Genomic DNA, 17,331 nt, shown 5'->3' on the forward strand with positions numbered 1-17,331 from the left:
CTTTTGGCTTCGGGGCCGTTCGAGTGTCGCTCACGCGGCTCTCTTGAATTTCGCAGAGGGCAGATCTAGAAGCGAACTTCTTCGTCGCCAGCGGCGCGCCGCCCTCGTTGGTGAGGCGTATATAGTCGGCAGGCGTTCAAAGTGTCAACAACGATTTCGGTCTTTTTTGAATTTTTTGCGACGAAAGATTGCGGCGCCGATTTTCGGTAGCCGACTTCCGCGGCGGCATGGGGATAACAAAGCCGAACACCGCCACGGAGCCCTATTGCCGCCGCATTGCGGTTTGACACCAACGCCAACGAAGCCGGCGCATGCACCGCCGGCGCGGCGCCTTATAAGAGACTGTAAGAGAGCCACTAAGAGAGAAGTATGACTGGGGATCTCGTCCGAAGCCAGGCGCTTCGTTGACTTCGCCCGCCGTGACAGGCAAATGTCATGGCCACAACAAAGCGACAAGCCGTCCCGCCCGGGGAAGAAGCAGCCTTTCTGGATGCCAGATACGGAAAATGTCATAGCCGAACTCGGCAACGAGCCGCCGCTGATTGCGGACGGTCGCAGTGGCCCGCCCGACCGGCGCGAGGTTTCGGCGCGCTGGCTGTCGGGCACTTTTCTTACCGGCGTGACGTCGAGCGTGCTGATGGGCGTGGCGCTGTTCGCAGCCCTCGACGGCCGTCAGCAATTGGCGACGCCGCCCGAGATCGCCGAACTGATCAGCCTTGCGAGAGGCGACGATTCCGGCGAGATCGCCAAGACCACCAGGCTGGTGGCGCCGCGCCAAATCGCCAGGGCCAAGGACCGCCGGCGCATGGAAGTGCCGATGGTGACCAAGGTCGGCGACCGCGATGTCATCCACACCATGCCTTTCGTGCAGATCAAGATGGCGCTTGCCGCCGGGCACACGACCAGCCGCGCCTATCCGCCTTTCAATCCGATGCAGGTGTTTGGCGACGACCGCGACGGCAATGCCGGTCAGCCGGCGACCGCCGCCGCCGGCCAGATCTATGGTGCCAAGGTCGAAAGCGAGTTGAGCCTGAAGACGGTCGATTTCCCGATCGAGACGGCAGCGTTCGACGAAAAGAGTGACTTGTCCGCCGACGAGGTGGAGAATGTGGTGCGCGAGGCCGGCACGGGTCTGAGCGACGGCGCCGTGCAAGTCGCGTCGCTGCATTATGTCGACCCGCAGCGATTCGGCGATGCATTCGCCGAGAGCATGGCCGGCTCCTACGACGTCAGGATCGTTCCGGAAAACGTCTCGGTGTCGCCGCGTGCTGCCCCCGACGATCAGGCGCCGGCCTTCGCCGAGGAGATCATCCCCTTCACCAGGGACCGCAACATCGTCGAGGCCCTCGCCGATTCGGGCTATACCGGCGAGGACGCCACCGGTATGGCCGAGGCGATCGCCAAATTGTTGAACGCGACAGCGCTCAAGGCGGGAACCGTGCTGCGCGTCGGCCTCGAGATCCATGGCGACGCCGCCAAGGTCGTTCGCACCGGCATCTACGACAGGGCCCAGCATATCGTCACCATCGCGCTCGATGATCACGGCCAATATGTGCCGGCGCAGGAGCCGGAGCCAAATCCCGAATTGCTGACCGCGTTCGATGATTCGCCGCCGGTGGTGGTGCGCGGCAATCTGCCGAACGTCTATGACGGCATCTACCGCGCCGCCTACTCCTACGGCATGTCCAAGGCGATGACCAAGCGGCTGATCAAGCTCCTGGCGTCCGGCGTCGATTTCCAGTCGCGGCTCAATCCGTCGGACCGCATCGAGGTGCTGTTTTCGCAGCCGGACGGCGACGACCGGGCATCCGACGAATCCGAGCTGCTCTATGTTTCGGCGAGCTTCGGCGGCACGACGCGCAATTTCTACCGGTTCCAGATGCAGGACGGCAGCACCGACTATTTCGACGAGGACGGCCGCAGCGCCCAGCAATTCCTGCTACGCAATCCGCTGCCCGCAGGAAAATTCCGCTCCGGCTTCGGTGCCCGCAGGCATCCGATTCTCGGCTATGTGCGCTTGCATACCGGCGTCGATTGGTCAGCCGCCATCGGCACGCCGATCATCGCCGCCGGCAACGGTGTCGTCGAGAAGGCCGGCTGGGCCGGCGGCTATGGCAAACAGATCATCCTCCGTCACGCCAATGGCTACGAGACCTCCTACAATCACCAGAGCGCTTTTGCCAAAGGCATTGCGCCGGGCGTGCGCGTCCGCCAAGGCCAGACCATCGGCTTTCTCGGCCAGACCGGCCTCGCCACCGGTCCGCACCTCCACTACGAGCTGATCGTCAACGGCACCAAGGTCGACCCGATGCGCGTTCGCCTGCCGGTCGGCAAGGTGCTGAAGGGCGACGACCTCGTCGCCTTCAAGCGCGAGCGCGGGCGCATCGATGATCTGCTCAAGCAGGAAGACAATGATTCGCTGAAGGTCGCGAGCGCCAAGATCGAAGGCTGAGCCGAGCTGGGCCTTTGCGGCTGCTCAGCGCTGCGGAGCCTCAGATCCACGCGGCCATGGCAGTCGCTCGCCGGAAACAGTTGTCCACGCCACGATCGCTGAGAGCAGGCAAAGCAGCGCCGTCACCAAGGCGACGGCTGCGAACGCTGCGTCGCTGGCGGCAAGCCTTGCTGCATTGAGATCCGGCGCCAGGCCCGCCGGTTCGCCGAAACCCGGAATGCCGAATGCGGCACCGCTGTTCAGCGCTGATGCATAGACCCAGGCCGCCAGTGACCCCATCGCCGCCACTGCGATCAGGCCGCCAATGCGCGAGACGGCATTATTGATTCCCGAGGCCGCACCGGTATCCTTGTCCTCGACCGCCGTCATCACCGCCGTCGACAGTGGCGACACCACCAGCGCCATGCCGAGCCCCATCAGCGCCATCAGCGGAAACACGCCCCACCAGAAACTGTGGATGCCGGCATAGGCCAGCAAGGCAAGCCCGGCAAAGGCGACAGCGACGACGAGACTGCCGCTGGCGATCGGAAAACGCGGACCGATCCGGTCGGACCACTGGCCGACCGGCCCCGACAACAGCGCGATCAAGACCGACAGCGGCAGGAAGATGAAGCCGACCTCGGCGGCGCTCAGCCCCCATCCGGCGATGAGCAGCATCGGCAGATAGAACAGGTTGGCCGACAGTGCGAAATAGAGGAAGAAGGTCGCCACATTGGCGCCGGCGAAGGCGCCGACCCGAAACAGCGAGAGATCGATCATCGGTTCGCGCTGCCGACGCTCGAACTCAATGAACACGATGAGCAGCACCGCGCCGGCGGCAATGCTCGGGCCGGATATTTGCCCCTCGCCCTCTGCGCTCATCGAAGTCAAGCCGTAGGCAAGCGCTCCGAACGCCAAGGTGGCGAGTGCAGCGCCGCCGAGATCGAGGCTGCGCTTTTCGGTCGGTGCGTCGGCCGGGACCTTGGCGAGCAGAAGATAGATCGAGCCAAGACCAAGCGGCAGATTGACCGCGAAGATCACCCGCCAGATGCCGTCGCCGAAGGCCGACAAGACAACGCCGCCCAGCACCGGGCCAAGCGCCGTGGTCAGCGCCGAGGCCGCCGCCCAGATGCCGATCGCCCTGCCGCGCTCCTTCTTCGGATAGGCCTTGGCGATAATGGCGAGGCTGCCCGGCACCATGATGGCAGCACCGATGCCCTGAATGGCGCGAAACGCAATGAGCATTGGCGGGTTCGGCGCCAGCGCGCAGGCAAGCGAGGCGGAAATGAACAGCGCGATGCCTGCCACGAAAGCATGCCGCAGGCTAAAACGGTCGCCGGCGGCGCCGCCAACAAGAATGAGTGCCGAAAGCGTCAGCGCATAGGCGTTTGAAATCCACTGCGCCTCGGCGAAACTGGCGCCAAGATCGACGCGGATCGCCGGCGTGGCGATGGCCAGGATCGAACCGTCGATGAAGCCGAGAGCGGAAGCCAGGATCGCCGCGATCAGCACGAAGCTGCGCCGCGATTGCGGGCAAAACGTATCGGCCGGCAGCGGCCTGACCAGGGGGACGGCTTCGGCGCCGACTTCGCTTGGAGAACGCATGAAGCCTGCTTAGACCTCCTACGCGCCGGCAACAACCGGCCAGAGGGTTGCTGTCGTTGAAACCAGAACAGGATCGGCACTTCGATGCCGTCGGACCGCGGCGAAAATCACCGGCTGATTAATGCACGTAGCCAAAAGGCCTGCCCCCCGAAGTCGAGCCCCGGGGTGTGCAGTGATTTGGGATACGGCGCTCAGTCGATGAATTCCACCGTGACACCCGGCGAGACGATTTTTGCCAGTTCGCGCGCGTCCCAATTGGTCAGCCGCACGCAGCCATGGCTTTCGGTCTTACCGATCTTGGAGGGGTCAGGCGTGCCGTGAATGCCGTAGGTCGGCTTGTCCAGCGCAATCCAGACCGAGCCGACCGGGCCGTTCGGGCCCGGCGGGATGGTCAGGATCTTGTTGTTTTCGCCCTGTCTGAAATTGATGTTCGGATTGTAGGTGTAGTTCGGGTCGAGAGCGACCCGCGACACCGCATGCGTGCCGGTGGGTGAAGGCGTGTCCGCCGAGCCGATGGTGGCTGGATAGGCCGCGATTAGCTTGCCCGATGCGTCATAGGCGCGGGCCTGCTTCTTGCCCTTGTCGGCGATGATGCGTGCCACCGGCTTGGCCACCAGCCTGCCGAAATTGGCGACCTTGATGATCGTGCCAGGACGGTTGAAATTGGCTTCCGGATTGAGCGCCTTCAGATAGTTCTCGTCCATGTGGAACCGCTCCGCCAGCGCTTCGGTGACTGAGGTGTAGCTCAGCCGTTCGAGTTGCGCCTTCTGGCCGTAGTCTTCCGGCACCGATGCGACATAGGGACCGGCAGCATCCTCGGGCGTGATGCTGTAGGAGGCGAAGGCATCGCCGCCGGATTGCTCAAGCGCCGCCTGGATGCCGACCACATCGGTCGACCGCAGATTGCTGCCAGTGATCTCGTTGTAGGCGGCGAGCGCCTTGTCGACATTCGAGCCGAAGCGTCCGTCTACCACGCCGGGCGAAGCGCCGGCGCGGTCGAGCAGCACTTGCAGCGCCGCGACCTCCTGGCGTGCACCGAGTGAAAGCGACGGATCGACGACAATCTTGCCGTCGATCTTTGGCGGCAGTGCCGCCTGGTCGCCCGGCGCCGTCGGCTCGACCGGTTCGATCGCAGCCTCGTTGAGCGGCTGGCGCTTTGCCGGCTGCGGCGCTTCCGGATAATTGTTGCCATAGTTGCCGCCATCCGGCGGTGCTTCGGGAAAAGCGTCCACCGGATCGCCGTAGGGATCATATTCTTCGACCGGCGGTACAACGACGACGCCTTCCTCTTCCAATTGCCTGCGGCGCAAGCGCGCCGTGTCTTCCGGATCGTCGAGATAATAGCGGTCGTCCTCGACCGGTCCGAGATTGCGCAAGCGCTCGCGGCGGAGTGCGCGGCGATCGAACCTGGTCTGCGGCGGCTGGATGGCGAGCACCTTGCCGGTTTCCGTATCGACGATGACGCGGTTGCCTCTGGCGTCGTAGTAGACGTCGAAATCGCCGTCCTGGGCGACCAGCACAGCGTGGCTATCCGCGGCTCGGGCATCCGCGGCGCGGGCAGATCGCGGCGCGATGTCCTCCGTCGGCGCGGCCATTACACTCGAAGAAAGCAGCCCGGCGGCGAGCGCCGAAAGGGTGAAGATCGTGCGGAACATGCTGGCCAAATTCTCCGGTCCGTAATTGCCGCCGCCCGGCGTTGTTTCTTCAGAACGCCGCGCGTCCCTTCGGATGCGCAGGGACGCTCTAACACTTACAAATCTCCGCATCATGCTTTCCGAAAATCCAATTCGATTTTCGGGCCTTTGCGGCAGGCGAACCCCTTCGCCAGCAAATCAGTTGCCAACCATAAGGTTCCAACATGAACCGGGCATGAAGATGGCGGATTTCTGGCGGTCTGGAGCAAGAACACAAATGCATGTCGCGCAAAAGTGTGCAGCGGCTTTTGCGATAACGACATGCACAAACAACAACCTAAAGCGCGTCGCATGAGGCTGGTCAAATGCGGCGCGCTTTAGCTGGCGACGAATCCCAATTCCTTGCGCGCCTGCTTCGTCAGCTTGAGTACGACAAGGCGGTGGCTTTCGCGCAGATAGTCCTTCAGCGCATCGTCGTCCATGCTTTGGCTTGCCTGGCGCTGGATCCATTTCATGCCGCGTGAGGCAAGATAGGGAGCGGGCCGAAGGCCCGGCTGTTCCTTCAAGATGTCATAAGCGATGTCGGAGCATTTGAAGGTGACGAACGGCTCCTTGCCATCGCTCCAACCGCCGATCGCAAAGACCTTGGCTCCGACCTTCCAGACATGAGCACCGCCCCACTGGACGACATGGGTCGCCGACGGCAGCGAGGCGCAGAAGCTGTTGTAGTCGTCCAACGTCATCTGCGCCCCCGTTTAATGCTTAATCATGTGGCGGCCTCGAAAATCAGGCCGCCGCCTCGGTCGCCACGACCGTCGGCTTCGACCGGAAGTTCAACCGGTCGGAACCAGCGGTGACCTTGACGGTCGAACTGTCGAGGATGTCACCGAGCAGGATCTTCTCCGCCAGCGGATCCTGCAGGTCCTTCTGCATCACCCGCTTCAACGGCCGCGCGCCATAGGCCGGATCGTAGCCCTTGGCGGCCAGCCAGTCGATCGCCTCCTGATCCAGCGAAAGCGTGATCTTGCGATCTGCGAGCAGGCTTTCCAGCCGCTTGAGCTGGATCTCGACGATGCGGCCCATATCTTGCCGGCGCAGCCGGTGGAACAGGATCACCTCATCGACGCGGTTGAGGAACTCCGGCCGGAACGACGCCCTGACGACACTCATCACCTCGTCGCGCACGACATCGACGTCCTGGTTCTCGCCGAGATTGACCAGATATTCGGCGCCGAGGTTCGACGTCATGATGATCAGCGTGTTGCGGAAATCGACCGTGCGGCCCTGCCCGTCGGTCAGGCGGCCGTCATCGAGCACCTGCAGCAGCACGTTGAACACGTCCGGATGCGCTTTCTCGATCTCGTCGAACAGCACGACCTGGTAGGGCCGGCGCCGCACCGCTTCGGTCAGCGCGCCGCCCTCCTCATAGCCGACATAGCCGGGAGGCGCGCCGATCAGCCGGGCGACCGCGTGCTTCTCCATGAATTCCGACATGTCGATGCGCACCATGGCGCTCTCGTCGTCGAACAGGAAGCTTGCAAGCGCCTTGGTCAGTTCGGTCTTGCCGACGCCGGTCGGTCCCAGGAACATGAACGAACCAATCGGCCGGTTCGGATCCTGCAGGCCGGCGCGGGCACGGCGAACGGCTTTCGACACGGACTGCACCGCCTCGCCCTGGCCGACGACGCGCTTGCCGATCTCATCTTCCATGCGCAGCAGCTTGTCACGCTCGCCTTGCAGCATCTTGTCGACCGGAATGCCGGTCCAGCGCGACACGATGTGGGCGACGTGATCGGGGGTGACCACCTCTTCGACCATGCCGACCTTGCCGTCTTGCGCCTCGGCCTGCGTCAGCTTCTTTTCGAGCTCCGGAATCTTGCCATAGGCAAGCTCGCCGGCGCGCTGGAACTCACCTTTGCGCTGGGCGATGGCGAGTTCGTTGCGCGCCTCGTCGAGCTGTTTCTTCAGGTCGGCGGCGAGCCCGAGCTTCTGCTTCTCGGCCTGCCACTTCGAGGTCAGTTCGGTCGATTCCTCTTCCAGGGCGGAAAGATCCTTTTCGAGCCGGGCGAGCCGGTCCTTCGACGCGTCGTCCTTCTCGACCTTCAGCGCCTCGCACTCGATCTTGAGCTGCATGATGCGGCGGTCGATCTCGTCCAGCGCTTCCGGCTTCGAATCGACCTGCATCCGCAGCCGCGACGCGGCCTCGTCGACAAGGTCGATCGCCTTGTCCGGCAGGAAGCGGTCGGCGATATAGCGGTTGGACAGCGACGCTGCCGCGACCAGCGCCGAATCCGAAATGCGCACCTTGTGGTGCTGCTCGTATTTCTCCTTCAGGCCGCGCAGGATGGAGACGGTGTCCTCCACCGTCGGCTCATTGACGAAGACCGGCTGGAAGCGGCGGGCAAGGGCGGCGTCCTTCTCGACATGCTTGCGGTATTCGTCGAGCGTCGTTGCGCCGACGCAGTGAAGTTCGCCGCGTGCCAACGCCGGTTTCAACAGGTTCGACGCATCCATGGCGCCATCCCCCTTGCCGGCGCCGACCAGCGTGTGCATCTCATCGATGAACAGGATGATGCCGCCGGCCGCAGCGGTAACTTCCGAAAGAACCGCCTTCAGCCGCTCCTCGAATTCGCCGCGATATTTGGCGCCGGCGATCAGCGATCCCATATCGAGCGCCATCAACTGCTTGTCCTTGAGCGATTCCGGCACGTCGCCATTGACGATCCGCAACGCCAGCCCTTCGGCGATCGCCGTCTTGCCGACGCCGGGTTCACCGATCAGCACCGGATTGTTCTTGGTGCGGCGCGACAGCACCTGGATGGTGCGGCGGATCTCGTCGTCGCGGCCGATGACCGGATCGAGCTTGCCGGCGCGACCGTCGGCGGTGAGATCGCGCGCGTACTTCTTCAGCGCATCATAGCCTTGCTCGGCGCTCGCCGAATCGGCGGTGCGACCCTTGCGGACGTCGTTGATCACCTGATTCAGCGCCTGTGGCGTCACGCCGGCCTTGGTGAGGATGTCGGCAGCCTTGGCGGATTTCTCGACCGCCAGCGCCGTCAGCAGCCGCTCGACCGTGACGAAGCTGTCGCCGGCCTTCTTTGCCAGTTCCTCGGCGGTCGAGAACACTTTGGCCAGCGGTTGCGCAAGATAGAGCTGGCCGTTTCCGCCCTCCACCTTGGGCATTGCCTCAAGTGCCGTCTCGACGCCCAGCTTGACGTCGCGGACGCCGCCGCCGGCGCGCTCGATCAACGACGCTGCCAAGCCCTCGTCATCGTCGACGAGTACTTTCAATATATGTTCGGGGGTGAACTGCTGGTGGTTGCGCGAGAGCGCCAAGGTCTGCGCCGACTGGATGAAGCCGCGCACGCGCTCGGAATATTTTTCGAGGTTCATATCTGTCTCCTTCCGTCACCGGCCCGCTTTGCGGCACCGGATCAGATTGCGGTGACGGACCCGCCCGTTCGAGCCGGGTCCTGTTCACGCGAGATATGGGGCGCAAGCCACGGACCCTCAAGACGTCCCGATGACGGCGGACTCATAATATTCCGCGGGCGCACAAGCAAAACGGCGGAGATTTCTCTCCACCGTTTTGGAATGTCTGGACCTGCGCGATCAGTTGTTGACGTCGATGATGGCGGGCTCGCCACCGGCGTCTTCCGCCGGCGCTGCATTTGCGTTGTCACCGCCTGCATTGTCGTTGCCGCCATCCACCTGATCAGCCTGATCAGCATTGACGCGCGGACGGCGCGGACGCCTGGGGCGGCGGGCAGCGCCGCTTTCGGCGGCGGCTTCGTTCATCTCGGCCTGGGCAGCCAGAGCCGCCGGCGAAAAGCTTTCGAATTGCGGTGCGGGGTCGGCCACAGAAACAGGCTCGTTCGGAGATACGGCTTCCGCCTGCACGAGCGTTTCGTTCTGTACCGGTTTCTCGTTGCGCCGGTTCTGATCGCCGCGCTGTCCGCCCTGCTCGCCGCGCGCACCAAATTCGCCGCGCTGGCCGTTCTGGCCGTAGCCGCCATTGGGGCGGCGGTCGCGATGGCGGTTGTCTCGCCCACTGTTATCGCGCCCACTGGCATCACGCCCACTGGCATCACGATTGTCGCGGCCGTTTTCCTGGTTGAACGTCAATTCGGCCGGCGTGCCGTCGATGACCGGCTGCGGGCCTGCACCGTGGTTGACCACCGGAGCCGCAGTCTCGCCGACATTGCTGTTGCCGGCATTGTCGAACTCGTCGCGATCTTCGTCGCCGTCATCGTCGAAATCGTCGCGGTTCTGCTGAGCGTTCTGGATCGGTAGCTGCGCCTGCGCGGCAGCGATGATGCGATTGTAGTGCTCGGCGTGCTGGAGATAGTTTTCCGCCATCACCCGGTCGCCGGAGCTTTGCGCATCACGGGCAAGGGTTGCGTATTTTTCGGCGATCTGCTGAGCCGATCCGCGGATCTTCACGTCCGGACCGTTGCTCTCGTAATTGCGCGTCAGGGGATTTGGCCCCTTGCGGTTGTTGTTATTGTTGTTGCCGCCGCCATTGTTGTTGCGACCGCGCATGCGCCTGTTCTGCTGTTGTGGCCTCATTCGACTCTCTTCATTTTGAAATTTTCGAAAACTTTTTCACGAACGGAGGCGCTCATGCAGCCAGCCGTTTCGTCTCTTCACCGGCGTTCGCCCGCATCGATTGCGTTGGCGCCACGTGTCATCCTGTTCCGGTTACATCACTTGCCGGACGATTCCCGCACGAAGCTTGGGCGTCGTTTGCGCAAGAAGGCAGCTATTTCCAAGGAAACCGAATCGCTAAGAGCACTGCCTGCTTCGTCTCATCCGGTTAAGGCGACCCTAGCCGCATTCCCCGGCATTGCCAAGCGCTTTTTTTGCACTGCATCACGGCTTTGTCAGTTCAAAGATCAGAACCCTCTCGTTTCCGCCAAAGTCGCGGAATACCCCCGCCGGCATATAGCCGGCTGCGGAGAATATGCCCGTGACCTCTTTGCGTTGGGTGTGGCCGATCTCGACCGCAATCCTGCCCTCGGCTTCCAAAAAACCTGCCGCCGCGGCGGCGATGATCCTGTAGGAACTCAGACCGTCCACGCCGCCATCGAGGGCTTGGCGTGGATCGAAATCGCGGACTTCGTCCTGCAGATTTTCAATGTCTATGGACGCTATATAGGGCGGGTTGGCGGCAATTACATGGTATCGGCCAAAAACTTTTTCGAACCAGTCGGATTCGAGCACCTGGAACCGGTCGGCCAACCCCAATTCCCCGGCATTGCGCATGGCGGTCGCCAGCGCGCCTGGCGAAATATCGACGCCGGTGGCGACCGCCGCCGGAACAGCGCTGAGCAGCGCCAGCGCGATGGCGCCGGTGCCGGTGCCGAGATCGAGGATGCGGCATTGGCCTTGCCGCTCCGCTGTCGCCTTCACCAAGGGCAGCACCGCTTCGACCAGCGTTTCGGTGTCCGGTCGTGGCTCCAGCGTTTCCGGTGTCAGCGACAGGCGCAAGCCGTAGAATTCGCGATAGCCCAGGATGCGATGCACCGGCTCACCGGCAACCCGCCGTCTCAGGGCTGCATCGATCGCGGCAATCGCGCCGGCATCGACACTGCATTCGGGATCGGCGATGGCTTGGGTGCGGGTCGTGCCGGAAAAATGTTCGACGATCAGCCTCGCATCCAGCGCCGGGTCGGCGACTGCGGCCGCGGCAAGGCGTGCCCGCGCCGCTTTCAGCAGCAGCCCTAGCTTAGCGGGCAGACCGTCAGCCATCGAGGCCGATATCGGCGAGCAGCTTTGATTGATGATCGGCGATCAGTGCGTCGATGATCTCGTCAAGTTCGCCCATCATCACCCTGTCGAGCTTATACAGCGTCAGATTGATGCGATGGTCGGTGACGCGGCCCTGCGGGAAATTATAGGTGCGGATGCGCTCCGAGCGATCACCCGAACCGACCTGCGATTTGCGCGATTCGGAGCGTTCCTCGTCAGCCTTGCTGCGCTCGAGGTCGTAAAGCCTGGCGCGCAGGATCTGCATGGCTTTGGCCCGGTTCTGGTGCTGCGACTTCTCCGCCTGCACGACCATGATGCCGGTCGGCAGATGGGTCATGCGCACTGCCGAATCGGTAGTGTTGACGTGCTGGCCGCCCGAACCCGAGGCGCGCATCGTGTCGATTCGGATGTCTTCGGCCCTGATGTCGATGTCGACCTCTTCCGCTTCGGGCAGCACGGCAACCGTCGCCGCCGAGGTGTGGATGCGCCCGCCGGCCTCGGTCGCCGGCACGCGCTGCACGCGATGCACGCCAGACTCGAATTTCAGATGGGCAAAGACCCCCTTGCCTGAAATCGTGGCGATGATTTCCTTGTAGCCGCCGACCTCGCCCTCGCTGGCCGACACCGTCTCGAAACGCCAGCCGCGTGCGGCGGCATAGCGTTCGTACATGCGAAACAGGTCGCCGGCAAAGAGAGCCGCCTCGTCGCCGCCGGTGCCGGCGCGGATTTCGAGGATGGCGTTCTTGTCGTCGGCGGCATCCTTGGGCAGAAGCAGGATCTGGATGTCCTTCTGCAACGCTTCGATGCGTTCCTTGACCTCCGGCAGATCGGCCTCGGCCAATGCCCGCATTTCGGCATCGGTGCTTTTGTCGGCGAGCATCGCCTGCAGGTCGGCCTGTTCATGCTCGGCGGTGCGCAGCGCCCTGATCTTTGCCACCATCTCCTGCATGTCGGCATATTCCGACGCCATCTTGACATAGGCGTCCGCCGCCGGCCCGGCCGACATCTGCGCTTCGAGCATGTCGAAACGCTTGACGACTTGATCCATACGGTCGCGGGGCAGGTTGATCATGGCGAAAGTCTACAACGGAATGGAGCGGTCGTCGGCAAAGGCCTGCAGCAGCGCCCGCATCGGCAACCCCTGGGCCGGCGCCATGAGATTGTCGTCGAAGAACGCTTCCAGCTCGGCCAGCGGTAGTTCCGTCAGCATCGCCTTGACCGGACCGATCGAGGCCGGTGACATCGAGATCGATCGGTAGCCAAGGCCGATCAGCGCCATCGCCGAGATCGGCTTGCCCGCCAGCTCGCCGCACAAGGTCACCGGGGTTTGATTGCGCACTCCGGCGTCGGCAATCTGCTTCAGCGCGCGCAGGAACGGCGTCGACAGCACATCGAAGCGGTCGGCGAGCTGCGTGTTGCCGCGATCGACCGCCATAACGAACTGGAACAGATCGTTCGAGCCGACCGAGACGAAATCGACGGCCTTCATCAGTTCATCGAGCTGGAACAGCAGCGAAGGCACTTCCAGCATGGCCCCGAGCTTTAGGCTGGTCGGCAGATGATGGGCAAAACGCGACAGATGCCGCACTTCGCGATCGATGATTTCGCGCGCCTGGGCGATTTCGCCGAGCTCCGTCACCATCGGCAGCATCAGCTTCAGTTCACGCCCGCCGCATGCCTTCAAAAGCGCTCGGATCTGGGTGCGCAATAGGCCCGGCCGGTCGAGCGTCAAGCGGATGGCGCGCCAGCCGAGCGCCGGGTTTTCTTCCTGGATCGTGTCCTTGAAGTAGGGCAGCACCTTGTCGCCGCCGATATCGATGGTGCGGAAGGTCACCGGCTTGCCGCGCGCCGCGTCGAGCACGTCACGGTAGAGCCGTTCCTGGGCTTCCGCCCGCGGAAAGGTCGAGGCGACCATGAATTGCAGCTCGGTGCGGAACAGGCCGATGCCGGCGGCGCCGGCCTCGGCAAGCTGCGGCAGATCGACGGCTAGGCCCGCATTCATCAAAAGGTCGACTTGGACGCCGTCCTTGGTCATCGACGGCTTCTTGCGCAGCTCGCGATAGACCTCCTGCCGCCGCGCCCGGAAGCGGACCTTTTCGGCATAGGCGGCTTCGAGGTCGGGCTGGGGGCGCAGGTGGATCGCGCCTTCCTCGCCGTCGACGATGATGGCGTCGCCGTTCTCCGCCATGGAGACCGCGCCCTTCATCTGGCCCGCGACCGGTATGCCCATGGCCCGCGCCACGATGACGACATGGCTGGTCGCCGCGCCGTCCTCGAGCACCAACCCGCGCAGCTTGTCACGCGGATAATCCAGCAGTTCGGCAGCCCCCATCGAGCGGGCAACGATGATGGCATCCTTCGGCAACGAGGCCGCGACATCGTCCGGCCCGCGCCCCATCAGCTGGCGCAGCAGCCGGTTGGCGAGATCGTCGAAATCGCTCATCCGCTCGCGCAGATAAGGATCGGTCATGTGCAGCATGCGGGCACGCATGTCGCTCTGCACTTTTTCCACCGCCGCTTCCGCGGTCAGGCCGTTGCGGACCGCCTCTTCCAGCCGGCGCACCCAGCCGCTGTCGTTGGCGAACATGCGATAGGCTTCGAGCACCTGGCGGTGCTCGCCCTCGAAGGCGACTTCGCGGCGTTCCAGCATGTCGTCGATGGAGAGCCGGAGCGAACCGAGCGACGCATCGAGCCGCTTGATCTCCTCATCGCTGTCCTCGTTGAACAGATTGGTGACGACGATGCGCGGCTCGTGCAGCACGACATGGCCAAGTCCGACGCCCTCGTTGAAGGACAGGCCCGTAAAGCTCACCGGGCGGCGCAGGTCGAGTTCCAGGCCGGGCCGGGTCAGCCGGGCAAGGTCGCCGGTGGCGATCATCTCGGCGATCACCATCGCCGTCGTTTCCAGTGCCTCGACCTCGTCGTCGCGATAATGGCGCATGGTCTTGTTCTGGACGACCAGCACACCGAGCGTGCGCCCTGCCCTGAGCACCGGCACGCCGAGGAAGGAATTGTAGATCTCTTCCCCCGTCTCCGGCAGGTAGGCGAAGGCTGGATGTTCCTGCGCGTTGGAGAGGTTGAGTGGCCGTGCCGAGGCGGCGATCGTGCCGACGAGGCCTTCCCCCAGCCTGAGCTGCGCCAAATGGACAGCCTTCGGGTTCAGACCCTCGGTGGCATAGAGTTCGAGCACCGAATCGGCGCGCAGCACGTAGAGCGAGCACACTTCGGCGACCATGTTGGCGGCGATGTCGCGCACGATGCGGTCGAGCCGCTCCTGCGGCTCCAGCGGCTCCTGCATGAGCTCGCGGAGCCGTTTCAGCAAAACGCGCGGGCCACTGGCCGTATCACGCATCGCGGCTTGTTCTCCAATGGACATTATGCCCGCCGCAGTTTCTCCCGCGGCCGGCGCTCACGCAACAACTCAAATAGAGCGGCGTCGGTCCAATTGGACCCACAAAGGACGCTCCAAGACTTCGAACTGCTGCATCGTGCTTTCCGAAGATCGACCTCCGATTTCCGGACCGAGCAGTCTGCTACTGCTTATCCAGACCGTAGATGGAATGCAAAGTGCGAACAGCAAGTTCTGTGTAGGGACCGTCGATCAGGATCGAAATCTTGATCTCGGATGTCGTGATCGCACGGATGTTGATCGATTTGTCGGCCAGCGCCTTGAAGGCGGTGGCGGCGACGCCGGCATGGCTCCTCATGCCGATGCCGATGACCGAGACTTTCGACATGCCGGCTTCCGACTGCACGACGTCGTAGCCGATCGTGGACTTCAGCCGCTCGAGCACGGCAAGCGCCTTGTCGACATCCCCGGACGGCACGGTGAAGGTCATGTCGGTGAACTTGCCGTCCTCGGAAATGTTCTGGACGATCATGTCGACATTGATGTTGGCCTCGGCCAGCGGCCCGAAAATGCCGGCGGCAACCCCCGGCCGGTCGCCGACACGGCGCAACGATATCTGCGCTTCGTCCTTGGCGTAGGCAATTCCGGTGACGACCTGCTGTTCCACGATCTCTTCCTCGTCGCAAATAAGCGTTCCGGGCGGATTGAGCAAATCCCCCATTCCGGGCGCGTCGGGATCGTCGAAGGACGACCGCACGAAAGTACGCACCCTGTGCACCATGGCAAGCTCGACCGAGCGTACCTGCAGGACCTTGGCGCCGAGCGAGGCCATTTCAAGCATTTCCTCGAAGGAAATCTTGGCCAGCCGCCGCGCCTTCGGTTCGATGCGCGGGTCGGTGGTGTAGACCCCGTCGACGTCGGTATAGATGTCGCAGCGGTCTGCCTTGACCGCCGCCGCGATGGCGACAGCACTGGTGTCTGAGCCGCCGCGGCCGAGCGTCGCGATGCGGTTGTCCGGCCCGATGCCCTGGAAGCCGGCGACCACCGCCACCTGGCTCTCACCGAAGCGCTTGATCAGGAATGCGCCGTCGATATCGAGAATGCGCGCCGCGCCATGCGCATTGTCGGTCTTGATCGGGATCTGCCAGCCTTGCCAGGAACGGGCATGGACGCCCATGTTCTGCAGCGTGATCGCCAGCAGGCCGGCAGTCACCTGCTCGCCGGAGGCAACGACGGCGTCATATTCGCGGGCATCGTGCATCGGCGAGGCTTCGCGCGTCCACTGCACGAGCTCGTTGGTCTTGCCGGCCATCGCCGAGACGACGACCGCGACCTCATGGCCGGCATCGACCTCGCGTTTGACATGGCGCGCCACATTGCGGATGCGGGCGATGTCGGCGACGGAGGTCCCGCCGAATTTCATCACGATGCGCGCCATGGAAGCGAAATGCCTTTGACTGGGTGCCGGAGCGGCGGCCGAAAAACGGAAAGCGAGCGTCGGGCTGGGCCAGCCGCTGAATTCGCGGCCTCCTTAGCCAAATGCTTTGGGTTTCGCAAGGCGTGCCGCCGCTTGCCCCCCGCTTGCCCTGGGCGACGAAGGCGACATACGAGCGCAACGCGCGTACCCGCATGCCTGTCGCATAGGCCCAGCCGGCAACAGCCGAAATTTGCTGCCTTGACATTCGCCGGCTCTCGACCGACTTCCTAGCGCACCAGAGCACGATCAGCAAAAGTGGTATCCGGTTTTGCGCCCGATCGCGCTCTGAACTTTTGAGTCTGCGGGAGACCACACGATGCCAGAACCCCGACGATCGACGATCGATGCCGGAGAAGTGGAGCGTTTTTCCGCTCTTGCCGCCGAATGGTGGAATCCGAACGGCAAATTCCGCCCGCTGCACAAGTTCAATCCGATCCGGCTTGCCTATATACGCGACCAGGTGGCGGCGCGCTTCGGCCGCGACCCACGAGCGGCGCGGCCGTTCGAGGGCCTGCGCATCCTCGACATCGGCTGCGGCGGCGGGCTGTTGTGCGAGCCGATGGCGCGGCTTGGCGCCGAAGTGGTCGGCGCCGACGCCTCCGCCACCAACATCGAAGTGGCCAGACTGCATGCGGCGGAGGTCGGCGTGACGGTGGATTACCGTGCCACGACAGCAGAGGACCTGGCTGACGCCGCTGAGAAATTCGACGTCATCCTCAACATGGAAGTGGTCGAGCATGTTGCCGACATCGACCTGTTCGTGGCCAAATGCGGCGAGATGCTCAAGCCCGGCGGCATCATGTTCGTCGCCACCATCAACCGCACGCTGAAGGCGCTGGGCCTGGCCATTATCGGCGCCGAATATCTGCTGCGCTGGTTGCCGCGCGGCACCCACCAGTTTGGCAAGCTGGTGCGGCCCGACGAGCTGGAAAAGGCGCTTGCCGGCGCTGACCTGACCATCATCGACCGCACCGGCGTCACCTACAATCCGCTCGCCGACCGCTGGCAGCGTTCGAAGGACATGGACGTCAATTACATGGTTCTGGCGGAGAAGGCACCCGCCTGAACTTTCTCACGACGCCTT

11 protein-coding genes are annotated in these 17,331 nt (G+C 63.6%); 2 read left to right on the plus strand and 9 right to left on the minus strand.

Annotated features, from left to right (window positions below; genetic code table 11):
* The first annotated feature begins 490 nt into the window (after window positions 1-490).
* On the plus strand, window positions 491-2,452 hold the full coding sequence (locus AC0L16_RS15635) for a M23 family metallopeptidase (protein ID WP_473621772.1): 1,962 nt from the start codon (window positions 491-493) through the stop codon (window positions 2,450-2,452).
* 24 nt (window positions 2,453-2,476) lie between these two features.
* Here AC0L16_RS15635 and AC0L16_RS15640 read toward each other — a convergent pair whose 3' ends face one another.
* The 9 genes from AC0L16_RS15640 to AC0L16_RS15680 all read right to left on the minus strand — a co-directional run bounded on the left by AC0L16_RS15640 (window position 2,477) and on the right by AC0L16_RS15680 (window position 16,208).
* On the minus strand, window positions 2,477-4,036 hold the full coding sequence (locus AC0L16_RS15640) for an MFS transporter (RefSeq protein WP_473621774.1): 1,560 nt from the start codon (window positions 4,034-4,036) through the stop codon (window positions 2,477-2,479).
* 191 nt (window positions 4,037-4,227) lie between these two features.
* A complete protein-coding gene (locus AC0L16_RS15645) occupies window positions 4,228-5,691 on the minus strand; it encodes a L,D-transpeptidase family protein (protein WP_473621775.1) in 1,464 nt (487 codons plus the stop codon).
* Window positions 5,692-6,047: 356 nt separating this feature from the next.
* Window positions 6,048-6,413: an MmcQ/YjbR family DNA-binding protein gene (locus AC0L16_RS15650; protein WP_473621776.1), complete on the minus strand. Its 366-nt coding sequence runs from the start codon at window positions 6,411-6,413 to the stop codon at window positions 6,048-6,050.
* Window positions 6,414-6,456: 43 nt separating this feature from the next.
* Window positions 6,457-9,063: an ATP-dependent chaperone ClpB gene (gene clpB / locus AC0L16_RS15655; protein WP_473621778.1), complete on the minus strand. Its 2,607-nt coding sequence runs from the start codon at window positions 9,061-9,063 to the stop codon at window positions 6,457-6,459.
* A 219-nt stretch (window positions 9,064-9,282) separates the two neighbouring features.
* Window positions 9,283-10,239: a DUF4167 domain-containing protein gene (locus tag AC0L16_RS15660; protein ID WP_473621779.1), complete on the minus strand. Its 957-nt coding sequence runs from the start codon at window positions 10,237-10,239 to the stop codon at window positions 9,283-9,285.
* Window positions 10,240-10,542: 303 nt separating this feature from the next.
* Window positions 10,543-11,421, minus strand: a complete 879-nt coding sequence (gene prmC / locus AC0L16_RS15665) for a peptide chain release factor N(5)-glutamine methyltransferase (protein ID WP_473621780.1) — start codon at window positions 11,419-11,421, stop codon at window positions 10,543-10,545.
* Complete coding sequence (prfA, locus tag AC0L16_RS15670; RefSeq protein ID WP_473621782.1) at window positions 11,414-12,493, minus strand: peptide chain release factor 1; 1,080 nt, start codon at window positions 12,491-12,493, stop codon at window positions 11,414-11,416. Before prfA ends, prmC begins: the two co-directional genes overlap by 8 nt.
* A 9-nt stretch (window positions 12,494-12,502) precedes the next feature.
* Window positions 12,503-14,773, minus strand: a complete 2,271-nt coding sequence (gene ptsP / locus AC0L16_RS15675; protein ID WP_128188093.1) for a phosphoenolpyruvate--protein phosphotransferase — start codon at window positions 14,771-14,773, stop codon at window positions 12,503-12,505.
* 181 nt (window positions 14,774-14,954) lie between these two features.
* Complete coding sequence (locus AC0L16_RS15680) at window positions 14,955-16,208, minus strand: aspartate kinase (protein ID WP_473621783.1); 1,254 nt, start codon at window positions 16,206-16,208, stop codon at window positions 14,955-14,957.
* Window positions 16,209-16,563: 355 nt separating this feature from the next.
* Between AC0L16_RS15680 and ubiG the strand changes: the two genes are divergently transcribed.
* Entirely contained in the window at window positions 16,564-17,313 is a 750-nt protein-coding gene (ubiG, locus tag AC0L16_RS15685) for a bifunctional 2-polyprenyl-6-hydroxyphenol methylase/3-demethylubiquinol 3-O-methyltransferase UbiG (RefSeq protein ID WP_473621785.1), read from the plus strand.
* Window positions 17,314-17,331: the final 18 nt, after the last annotated feature.

This window comes from Mesorhizobium sp. WSM4848 (genome assembly GCF_055811375.1).

Excerpts from the sequence above, each read along its gene's own strand:
- ptsP (WP_128188093.1), bottom strand. The coding sequence starts at position 14,773 with ATGCGTGATACGGCCAGTGGCCCGCGCGTTTTGCTGAAACGGCTCCGC.
- AC0L16_RS15640 (WP_473621774.1), bottom strand. The coding sequence starts at position 4,036 with ATGCGTTCTCCAAGCGAAGTCGGCGCCGAAGCCGTCCCCCTGGTCAGG.
- AC0L16_RS15635 (WP_473621772.1), top strand. The coding sequence starts at position 491 with ATGCCAGATACGGAAAATGTCATAGCCGAACTCGGCAACGAGCCGCCG.
- AC0L16_RS15645 (WP_473621775.1), bottom strand. The coding sequence starts at position 5,691 with ATGTTCCGCACGATCTTCACCCTTTCGGCGCTCGCCGCCGGGCTGCTT.
- clpB (WP_473621778.1), bottom strand. The coding sequence starts at position 9,063 with ATGAACCTCGAAAAATATTCCGAGCGCGTGCGCGGCTTCATCCAGTCG.
- prmC (WP_473621780.1), bottom strand. The coding sequence starts at position 11,421 with ATGGCTGACGGTCTGCCCGCTAAGCTAGGGCTGCTGCTGAAAGCGGCG.
- AC0L16_RS15650 (WP_473621776.1), bottom strand. The coding sequence starts at position 6,413 with ATGACGTTGGACGACTACAACAGCTTCTGCGCCTCGCTGCCGTCGGCG.
- AC0L16_RS15660 (WP_473621779.1), bottom strand. The coding sequence starts at position 10,239 with ATGAGGCCACAACAGCAGAACAGGCGCATGCGCGGTCGCAACAACAAT.
- prfA (WP_473621782.1), bottom strand. The coding sequence starts at position 12,493 with ATGATCAACCTGCCCCGCGACCGTATGGATCAAGTCGTCAAGCGTTTC.
- AC0L16_RS15680 (WP_473621783.1), bottom strand. The coding sequence starts at position 16,208 with ATGGCGCGCATCGTGATGAAATTCGGCGGGACCTCCGTCGCCGACATC.
- ubiG (WP_473621785.1), top strand. The coding sequence starts at position 16,564 with ATGCCAGAACCCCGACGATCGACGATCGATGCCGGAGAAGTGGAGCGT.